Source organism: Stenomitos frigidus ULC18 (genome assembly GCF_003003795.1).
Taxonomy (GTDB): domain Bacteria; phylum Cyanobacteriota; class Cyanobacteriia; order Leptolyngbyales; family Leptolyngbyaceae; genus Stenomitos; species Stenomitos frigidus_A.
This window is the reverse complement of sequence record NZ_PVWK01000067.1, coordinates 1-9900: the sequence shown is the minus strand read 5'-3', so window position 1 is coordinate 9900 and position 9900 is coordinate 1. Positions and strand designations below refer to the sequence as shown.

Below are 9900 nucleotides of genomic sequence, written 5' to 3'. Positions count from 1 at the left end.
GGCTTTGGCAGAACGTCTGCAAGCATTCATTGCCGAGTGGAATGTGTATGCTCACCCCTTTCATTGGACAACCAAGTTAGTCGCAAAAATAATGGCAAAATACGACCCTAAATCAACCCGCGCCAAGGCAAGTTGATTTCCGTACCCCTTTTATGGTGACGTGTACTTAGTTTTAGCAGCGGAAAAATTCTGGTCGTTAGTGGGGGCACCTCAGAATTCGGAAAAATTTGTACGCTAAGGGGCTAATATTGCCCACCCCGCCAAAAACGTAAAGTTAGCCGCACAGGTCATCGAAAGCTTGTGTGAATCGTTAGCTGGAAGCCTGTTCTGGCTACAGAGACTTTTAGAGTGCAAAAAGTCTACTTTTCGCACGGACTCTTGGTTCGACGCCATAGCCATCAAATCAGCATCATTTCTAGTGCGATGACCCTTGCCATAAGGCATGAAGGCGGAGCCTGATTGATCACTTCTACGCATCTCCTTTGCAGCTACCAATTGCTGCTGAGCGGGCAGAAGTGCGACGATGAAATTGGGCTTTTGAGGTCTTGAACTCTGCAAGATGACGCTTGTAGTACGAGTTTTTGGAGGTGGCACAGTCCCAAAGAAGTCCAACCTGCTTGTAGGATGACTCTTCCGTCTTGAGTCGAACTTCTCAATGGTTGTCGATTCACGTCTCACTGGCCCGAGCCTACCTAGATTTCTCTCCTTTCTGATGGACTATGCGGTCCTGAACACCGCTCAACGGTCGTCAGAGCGATACTTTTGACAGAAAACTGAGCGCTAAAACTGCTTTCTAGCATAGGCTCTGGGAGATATGATACCTAATTGCCAGGAACGGTGTCATACCCCAAGTAGGTTCGATGATAGCGATAGTTATTTAGGCGAGCAGCGTCCACTCATTCAATTTTTATCTGGATGCAAAGATACAGCAAGGTCTGCGCTGGCAAAACCACCTGTACGCCCTGGTGGCAACCTTTGATACTGGTAACCGTTCAGCTGCTTATGATTATGCGGAGGAACTGACACAGGACAGCGAGGCTGTCCTGGTGACCACGTCCGACCAGTCTTATCAAGTTTGGGTGCGGTTAGATACTGCTGCAACATTACAGACGGGACCCACCCCAAAAAGCAGTACAGGCTTGGCGCTGCAGTTCGCTTAAGGCTTTGCGGCGGTTGAAGTTGCCATGGCTGTCATGGGTGTCTGTGCTTTCAGCTCAACAATAAAGCAGGTCCAGTTTGCATCACTTTCTAGTTTAATAGTGCCGCCAATATGTTCAGTCAGTTTTTGCACCAGTGCGAGTCCTAAGCCGGTGCCGCCTTGCTGCCAGCGATCGGTACCAGGAATGCGGTAAAACTTGGCAAAAATACGATCGCGTTCACCACTAGGAATTTCAATGCCTGAATTACAAACACTCAGTTGCAGCTGGGTCGCTACCAGTGAAATGATGCGCTCTTGAGCTTGTGCCGTTTCACTGTCTGCTGACTGATCGATTGGTTGAATCGATAAGGTGATCGTTTCATTAGGCGGCGTATATTTGCAGGCGTTATTCAACAGTTCGGCCACGATGCGGCTGAGGCAAGCCCGATCAGACATCCAGGTTGTGAGTCTGGGTGAGAGGTTAACTTGCAGCCGTTGCTGGCGCGTTTGGGCACGTTCTTGGAACGGTTGGAGCAATTCCTCTAGCCAGGCTTGCAGATCAATGTTTTCCAGTTCCAACACTCTGGTGCCTGAAGCTACTCGTTGGAGGTCCAGCAAGTCATTGATGAGGTCGGCTTCCCTGGTACACTCTGTTTGCAGGATTTCCAGATAGCGCTCACGGCGCTCCTCCGTTGGCATGGTTTTGAGCATATGAATCGCCAGCTTCATGTTGGAGACAGGGGTTCGTAACTCGTGGGACACTGTGCTGAGAAAATCGTCTTTGAGGCGGTTGAGTTCTTCCAGGGCTTTGACTTCTACCTGCGCCGCTTGATACAGTCGGGCTTGACGCACCGCGATCGCGCATTGATTTGCCACTTGCAACGCCAAACGGATTTCGGACTCACTAAAAATTGCCTCGCAGTCGCGAAACAGTCGCAGTTTGCCTAAGACCCCTTGATCGTCAATAATCGGGCAGGCAAAGATGGTTCTCGGCTGCCAGGCTGCATCCATGAATGGCGGTACTAGCTCACAGAATTGGAGGCTTTGCCCTACCAGTAATTGCGGATAAATATCTGAGAAGTTCGTTGCCAAAACCACTTCTGGATGGGGTGCCAGCATTTCATGCGTACAGGCATGGGAAAGGGTCATCGAGCCTTGCTCTAAGTTAAAGAGAGCCGTATCACAGCCGTAGAGCTCTAAGCCGTGCACCAACTCCTCAACCGCCGTTTGGAGAATTTGCGCTTCGTCTAAACTATCCCGGACTTTATCGGTCATGCGTTTAATCATGGCTTCATAGCGCAAGGACTGTTGGAGCTGCGCTGTCCGCTCTTCTACCTGCTGCTCCAGAATGGTGTTGAGGCGCTGTTCCTGCTGATAGAGTTCGGCTTGCTGAATCGCGATCGCGGCTTGAATCGCGATTTGCTTGAGAAAGTCGATCTCAGAGGGTTGCCAGGTGCGTGGAGAGCAGCAGTGCTGGGCGACCAATAACCCCCAGAGCGTCTCGCCTTGCAGAATTGGCACGACAAGCTCTGCCCGCACTTGCAGTTGCGCGAGTAGCTCAAGATGGCAGTCTGCTAAGCCAGCAGCATAGATGTCATTAGTGGCCAGAATGCGCCCTTGCTTGTAGTCTTCTCCCTGCGTTTCAGCAAAGTAGGTATGGGTGATTTGCCTACCCAAAAGCGATTGCCAGCCCTCTGCGACCGACTCGACAATGACAATCCCGCTCCAGTCAGGTTGGAATTGGTAAACAACCACGCGATCGGTGTGTAAAAACTGACGCACTTCGGCAACGGTCGTATTGAGGATATCGTCAAGCTCTAACGATTGCCGCATGTGTAAGGTGATTGCCCCCAGCAAGCGTTCTCGTTCTGTCTGCTGCCGTACAATCACTTCTGCCTGTTTGCGCTCCGTAATATCTTGAGCAACCCCCACAATGCGGTGAACTGCACCCGCTTCATCACGAATGGGAACCGCTTGATCCCAAATCCACCGGATAGAGCCATTCGGTTGTATAATTCGATACTCTTCGCTGTAGTCTCCTTGCCTTTGCTTGGCAAACGCCGCCACCACCTGGGCTCGATCCTCTGGATGAATGGCATCAATGAACGATCGAGGATCTTCATACAAGCTGGCACAGGTGCGTCCCCAGATGGCTTCATAGGCTGGACTGATGTAAGTAAGCGAGTCTTTGCCGACTGATCCCATCCAGAAGACTTCACGAATATTTTCTGCCATCTGCCGGAAGCGCGCTTCACTTTCGCGCAGAGCCGCGTTGCTTTGCTGAAGTGCCTCCGTCCGCTCTTGCACTCGTTGTTCTAGGGAGGCGTTAGCTTGTTGAATCTCACCAAACTTTTGCTGGAGGCTTGCGGCCATTGAGCGAAAGTTGTGGACGAGGAGGGCAAACTCAGTCACCTGGCTCTGGGGCCATTGAATGGATGCTTGGGCCAATAGCTTTTCGGGTAGATTCGTCGTGACGGTGGCCAACTGCGACACAGGCTTGACGAGCTGACGGCTGACAAAGATCGCTGCCAGCGGAGCAAAGCCAGAAATCACCAGCAAGATCGCCATACTGCGGGTATGAACCATCTCAATATGCTGCACATGAGGAGTCGCAGTCATCTGCACAATCAGCCTCCAGGGGATTTTGTTGCTGATTGTCACTTCTTTCACAAACAGCGACTTGTTCCACTGCACCATCACTAAGGGGCTGCTGACGGGTAGCCAATGATAAGTCTGCTCACCGATCGCCTCAGTTTTTCCCTGTTTGCGCCAGTCAAACGACTGGTTACCAATCCACTCGGTGCGCGTACTGGCGGCGACGGTGTTCTGCTGGTCGACCAGGGTTATATTCAGCCCGCGATCGCCCACGTTTGCCTGCAATAAGCTGGTGATGAAACTTAAGTCCAGTTCGCTTAAAACAGCCCCCGCGGACTGGCCATCTCGCACAATCGACACACCCAGCATTGCCGTTGGAGATGCTGTACTACCGGGTTGAGGTTGCACTAACGAAAGCAACGCACCGGGTGATCGCTGCAATTGCTTGAAATAAAAGGTGTCATCGGAGCCGCCCTGAGCTTGAGTTGCACCATCTCCAGCAGTCAGTATGCGTCTCCCTGTCCGATCGAGCACGTGAATTTGTCGAAAATCTGGAAAGACACGTTGGGCAAATTCCCCTTTCTGCCGCACTCTATCGCCTTGAACAGAATCCCCTTCAGGAACATCCACTGCCAGCTTGGCAAGCTCATTCACCACCGCTAACCGCCGCTCGTACCAGGCACGCACTTCAACGGTCAGATAACGAGTGGCATCATCCAGGTCAGCGCGCGCCGTTGTCTTGATATCATTCACGACCTGATGGCTTGCCAGCACAATCAAGATCAGGGTAGGAACCATTACAAAGGCGACCAGCAAGTTAAAGAGTGTCTGTTGCAGCGATAAGGTAGCGATAGCCGGTGGGCGGGAAACCCAACGGTGAATCGGCAGATGGGTCAACAAGAGACTGGCGATGAGGGCATTGAAAATGCCATTCACAGGTTGCTTCAGCAGAATGATCAAGACTTGAGCTGAGTCTACGTGCAAGACGACAGCGTAAAAAAACCAGACGAGCGGCATCCCAATGAGTAACCAGAACGCCGCATCCAGTAAGACGATATTCTGCTGCTGACGACGATGAAACAGCCAACCGACAAACAGCGCTTCGAGTGTAAAGGTCAGCGTCGTGTAAGGATGATGCCAAATGACGTAAGTGCAGCTACCAGCAATGAATCCTGCTAACGTGCCCCAGCGAACGCCATACAGACAGACCACCAACCAAACGGCGATCGAGCCAAACAGAAAGTCAATGTCAAAAAATAACGTCCACCGAAAGTAGTTGCCTAAAAAGCCAGCAATTACTAAGAGGAGCAACCCCAAAAGGTTTCTCTTATAGAGCCATTTTGCTTGCAAAACCGCTGCCAAACCCATTTCGCCTCTCTTAAATCGATCGCTTTAGTGACGTACTCTCGGCTCAATGAAAACAGCCTTTCTGCTGTGCCTGCCATGCAGGAAGAGGTTGTTTAATGATCTGCCTCTGTGGCAACAGCTATACAACCCAATGCCACCGAGAGCAGCAAAGCACCCCCTCGTTTGGAGCGCCCCAAGCTTCGTGCCAGCAAAGTGATGAAATTGTGCGCTTCGCCGCCTGAAGCTGTTTTCAAGGCAAACGACATGGGCACACTAAGCAGCAGAAAGTAAACCTGATGCTTGACATCAGACGGCTACTCAATCAACTCCTTATGAGTGTAAACGCCCATGCTGACACCTCTGACCTTCAAAAAGCTGCTCCTGGCAGTATTAACCCTGTGATTTGCAATTAGTTGCCACTCTGTTTCCACCATCCCTAACACATCTGAGACCACGGTTGCAAGCACCTTTAAGGTTGCCCTGGTAACGACCGGTCCGAAAGATGACAATAGCTGGAGCCAAGCTTGCTATGAAGGGCTCAAACTGATTCAGAGCAAGTTTAACGCGCAGACGGATTTTACCGGCACTATTGATGCGGCTCACAGTGAGTCGGCGCTGCGCCACTATGCCCAGGCAGGTTATGACCTCGTTATTGCAGCGAGTGGTGCCTATCCTCAAGCGGCTGAGAAGGTCGCCAAGGATTTTCCACGCACTAAGTTTGCCCTCGTGACGACGTATCCGGGGAATAACAAGAACCTCGGTGCAGTAGCCTTTCGTTCCGGCGAAGTAGGCTATTTAACGGGTGCGCTTGCGGCGATCAAAACCAAAACGCAGAAAGTGGGCTACATCGTTGGCGCGGCTTACCCAGTTTATAAAGAAGAAGAAGCGCTCTTCCGCCGAGGCGTGAAAGCAACCAATCCCTCTGTGCAAGCCTCGACTGCCTTCCTGGAAACTTGGACTGATACGGTCAAAGCGACCAAAGTGGCGCTAGATATGGTGGCTACTGGCGTCGATGTTTTGGCCGTTAACGCCGATGAGGCTGGTATTGCCGCGCTCAAAGCCGTAACGCAGAAGCCAGGTGTAGCGGTCATTGGTTGGGCCAAAGATCAGTCTGCACTCGCTCCTGGTAAAGTCGTCACGAGTGTTTTGCAAGATATTCCCAATTTAGTGCTGAATGCCGCAGTCTTGACACAACAAGGTCGCTGGGAAGGCAGACTGTACAAGTTTGGACTCAAAGAAAAGATCTATGACTTCGCACCCTTCCATGAAACCTTAACAGCCTCAGAAGAGACTGCCTTCAAGACCATCCGAGAAGCAGTGACCACTGGCAAAATTGATGTTTCACCGTAATGACTGGCGCGGTTTTAGTTCCCCATTATTCCTCTCAACCTCATGACTAAGCCGAAGCAACTCAGTGATCATCGCGATCGACTCAAAGCTCCCGTGTCTATGCTTCAACCCTGGCATCGGCTCTTCTCAATCGCTAATCAACTGCGCTTTGGGCTGCTGTTTTTGGTGCTGCTCAGTCTGCTGCCCACTGGCGGCTTACTCATCTACCTCAGCGCTCAGACACAGCTACTGCAAGCGCAAGCCTTGCAGCAGGAGCGGAGCCAAGCGGCGGCTGGACAAATTGATAATTATTTGGATGACCTGAAGCGCAAACTGAGCTACCTGGCTCGGGTCAAAGGGCTGACCAACTTTCAGCGACCGGTGCAGCAAAGCTTGTTGGAGGGCTTGGTGCGGCACAACGAGGCGTATGAAGCGGTTGCCCTTTTAGACCGGACTGGTCAAGTGGTGACCGCAGCAACTGGAGGCACCCCGTTGCAAGCCAAGAGCTGGGCGAATTCACCCCTGTTTATACACGCGTTTAAGCAGCAAGAAGATTACGTGAGTCCAGTCGAGCTTGATGCTCAAACGCATCAGCCTACTACCCTGCTGGCAGTGCCCATTCGTAATGATCAAGATGAGGTGGATGGTGTCTTAATGGCGCGCGTGAAGCTCAACTTTCTTGGGTTTATTGTCTCCCAGACGGTTGTCGGCAAAACGGGCGATATCTATGTAGTGGATGAACGTAACGTGCTCATTGCTCAAAAAAGCAGTAGACCGGAGACGTTTCAGCTTCAGGACCTTGCTAATCGTCCTTTCCTAAAGAACTTAGTGGCAGCGGCAAAGGACAAGCGCCTCAACCGCTACCAGGGTTTGCACCAGGTCGACGTTCTGGGCGCTAGTGCGTTTGTTCGTAGTGTGAATTGGTACGTGGTCGTCGAACTACCAACAGCAGAAGCCTACGCTCCAGTCCAACAATTAGTTTGGGTGATGGGAGCAGCCTTGTCCGTTGTGACCCTTGTTGTCGTGGTGGTCGGCTTCCTCGCTGCCCGTCAGATTGTGGTACCACTCAAGCGCTTAACCACAGCGGCAACCCAACTCAGTCAGGGACAACTGCAGACAAAAGTCAATCTTTCTAGCCGGAATGAGTTAGGTACGTTAGCGATCGCGTTCAATGAGATGGCAACGCAACTTGAGGGGTCGCTCACCGCCGTTGAAACGGAGCGCAATTTTGTGGCTGCCATTCTAGACATCGCTGGCGCACTCGTCATTGTACTTGATCCACAAGGACGGGTGGTCCGCTTCAATCGAGCGTGTGAACGCGTCACGAACTACTCCTTCATGGACATCAAAAATCAACCGCTCTGGCAACTCTTTGTGAACGCCGATGTCGCACAGCAGACTAAAACCGAGTTTGAGTCGTTAACGGTCAGTAGTTTTCCACGGCAGTATGAAGGAGTTTGGGATACCACAGAAGGTGTCCATAAACTGGTGGCCTGGTCCGACACCGTCTTGTTGAACGACCAGGGCGCGATCGCGTATGTCATTAAAACAGGCATTGACATTACCGATCGCAAGCAGGCAGAAGAGGAACTGAGAGCCTCAGAACAACGACTCTCTCTGCTCTTTCGTCAAACACCGTTAGCGGTGGTGGAATGGAACACGCAGTTTGAAGTCACAGCTTGGAATCCCTCAGCGGAGCGCATCTTTGGCTACAGTGCCGCAGTGGCGATCGGACGACATGCCCTGGAATTGATCGTGCCAAGCACTGCTCGACCCCTTGTACAACAAGTCATGGATGCGTTGCTCAAGCAGAGGGGCGGTAGTAACAGCGTGAATGAGAACATCACGCAAGACGGCAGAACGATTGTTTGCGAGTGGTACAACACGCCCCTGGCAGATGAAGCGGGCAGGGTGACTGGTGTCGCTTCGTTGGCGCTAGACATTACAGACCGCACGCAAGCAGAAACTGCCCTTAAGCAGGCTAAAGAAGAAGCAGAGACAGCCTTACAAACCTTGCAGCAAACCCAAGGACAGTTAATTCAAGCTGAAAAAATGTCGGGGCTAGGACAACTGGTGGCGGGTGTCGCACATGAAATTAATAATCCGGTGAATTTCATTTATGGCAACCTCACGCATACGGCTGAATACACCCATGATTTGTTGGAGTTAGCGCAGCTTTACCAACAGAAGTATGCCGTTCCTGATGCCCAAATTGACGAAAAACTAGCGCAGATGGATTTCGCTTTCATGATCGAAGACTTGCCTAAAATGCTTAGTTCGATGAAAGTCGGTGCTGACCGCATTCGTCAGATTGTATTGTCGTTACGCAACTTCTCTCGCCTCGATGAAGCGGAGATGAAGCCCGTCGATATTCATGAAGGCATTGACAGCACTCTGATGATTCTGCAAAGTCGGCTCAAGGCAACCGCTGATCATCCCGCCATTGAAATTGTGAAGGATTACGGTGCTTTACCATTAGTGGAATGCTATGCCGGACAGTTGAATCAGGTCTTTATGAATATCCTGGCCAACGCGATCGATGCTCTGGATGGTTACAATAAGCAGCGCTCAGTGCCGTCTGCTCAAAGGGAGCCGAGCCAGATTACGATTCGGACCAAGCTAGTCACCGATAAACACCAAACCAATCATGTCAACAGGGTAGCCATTCAGATTCAAGATAATGGACCGGGCATGACGGCGTTGGTGCAGCAGCAGTTGTTCAATCCCTTTTTCACCACTAAACCTACCGGTAAAGGAACGGGACTAGGACTATCCATCAGTTACCAAATTGTGGTTGATAAACATCATGGCTCTTTACACTGCGTCTCACAGCCAGGACAGGGTAGCGAGTTTTGGCTTAAAATTCCAGTTTGGCAAAGCGGTATGCCGTCTCAGGGTGTCATCGCAGAAGTGGGGGTTTGAGTCGCGGTCAAGCAAACGCCTACTTCTGCGATGACCCTGCTTAACGGGGTTTGAGTAGTAGGCGATGTTGTTGGCGAATGTGCTACGGATCGGATTACAGAAATGTGACAAGCGCTAAAGTGCTTGATTCTTCGTTCTTCAAATTCTTGTAATCTTTTTGTAAGAGTAGTTCGCCTTTGTATAGAACCCATTTGAGATCTCAGGAAGCGGCTGCAAGCCGCTTCAGCAAGAACCTGACAAAGCAGAGGTTGATCTTGGTGGTGGCATGAGCGAGCGTGCGCTCAAAGTTTTTGATCAGACTTTTACAACGCTCCATCCAAGCTTTGGAGCGTTCAATGACCCATCTTGCGACGGCTGGGACAAAGCCAGCTTTGCCTTGTGCCGCTTTCGCTTGTTTCGAGGGCTTCGTCGAACGCTCAAAGCTGATTTTCGTCATGAGCTGGGGATACACCGGCTCTAACGCCTCAATTAAACCGTCAAGGTGATAACCGTGGCACTGGTTCCGCTGAGTGAGGAGGCATAAAGTCCTGATATTGCTATCTTACAGGGAGACAGCCGTCTGCCAACCT

Annotated in this window: 5 protein-coding genes; 3 read left to right on the top strand and 2 right to left on the bottom strand. The window is 51.2% G+C overall.

Features of this window, described 5'->3' with window-relative positions; genetic code table 11:
- The first annotated feature begins 965 nt into the window (after positions 1-965).
- Positions 966-1160: a hypothetical protein gene (locus C7B82_RS12320; RefSeq protein WP_106256590.1), complete on the top strand. Its 195-nt coding sequence runs from the start codon at positions 966-968 to the stop codon at positions 1158-1160.
- Here the strand turns inward: C7B82_RS12320 and C7B82_RS12315 are convergent.
- Entirely contained in the window at positions 1157-5101 is a 3945-nt protein-coding gene (locus tag C7B82_RS12315; protein ID WP_106256589.1) for a GAF domain-containing protein, read from the bottom strand. The genes C7B82_RS12320 and C7B82_RS12315 overlap by 4 nt on opposite strands.
- A gap of 387 nt (positions 5102-5488) precedes the next feature.
- On the opposite strand from C7B82_RS12315, the gene C7B82_RS12310 reads away from it, so the two are divergent.
- Both C7B82_RS12310 and C7B82_RS12305 read left to right on the top strand, forming a co-directional pair.
- Entirely contained in the window at positions 5489-6430 is a 942-nt protein-coding gene (locus tag C7B82_RS12310; protein ID WP_219904305.1) for a BMP family protein, read from the top strand.
- Between the two features lie 42 nt (positions 6431-6472).
- The gene (locus C7B82_RS12305) at positions 6473-9331 is read left to right on the top strand and encodes a PAS domain S-box protein (RefSeq protein ID WP_106256588.1); all 2859 of its coding nucleotides are present in this window, start codon (positions 6473-6475) and stop codon (positions 9329-9331) included.
- Between the two features lie 199 nt (positions 9332-9530).
- Here C7B82_RS12305 and C7B82_RS12300 read toward each other — a convergent pair whose 3' ends face one another.
- Positions 9531-9767: a transposase gene (locus tag C7B82_RS12300; RefSeq protein ID WP_245939852.1), complete on the bottom strand. Its 237-nt coding sequence runs from the start codon at positions 9765-9767 to the stop codon at positions 9531-9533.
- Positions 9768-9900 lie beyond the last annotated feature (133 nt).

Coding starts and splice junctions, on each gene's coding strand:
- C7B82_RS12315 (WP_106256589.1), bottom strand. CDS start 5,101: ATGGGTTTGGCAGCGGTTTTGCAAGCAAAATGGCTCTATAAGAGAAAC.
- C7B82_RS12305 (WP_106256588.1), top strand. CDS start 6,473: ATGACTAAGCCGAAGCAACTCAGTGATCATCGCGATCGACTCAAAGCT.
- C7B82_RS12300 (WP_245939852.1), bottom strand. CDS start 9,767: ATGACGAAAATCAGCTTTGAGCGTTCGACGAAGCCCTCGAAACAAGCG.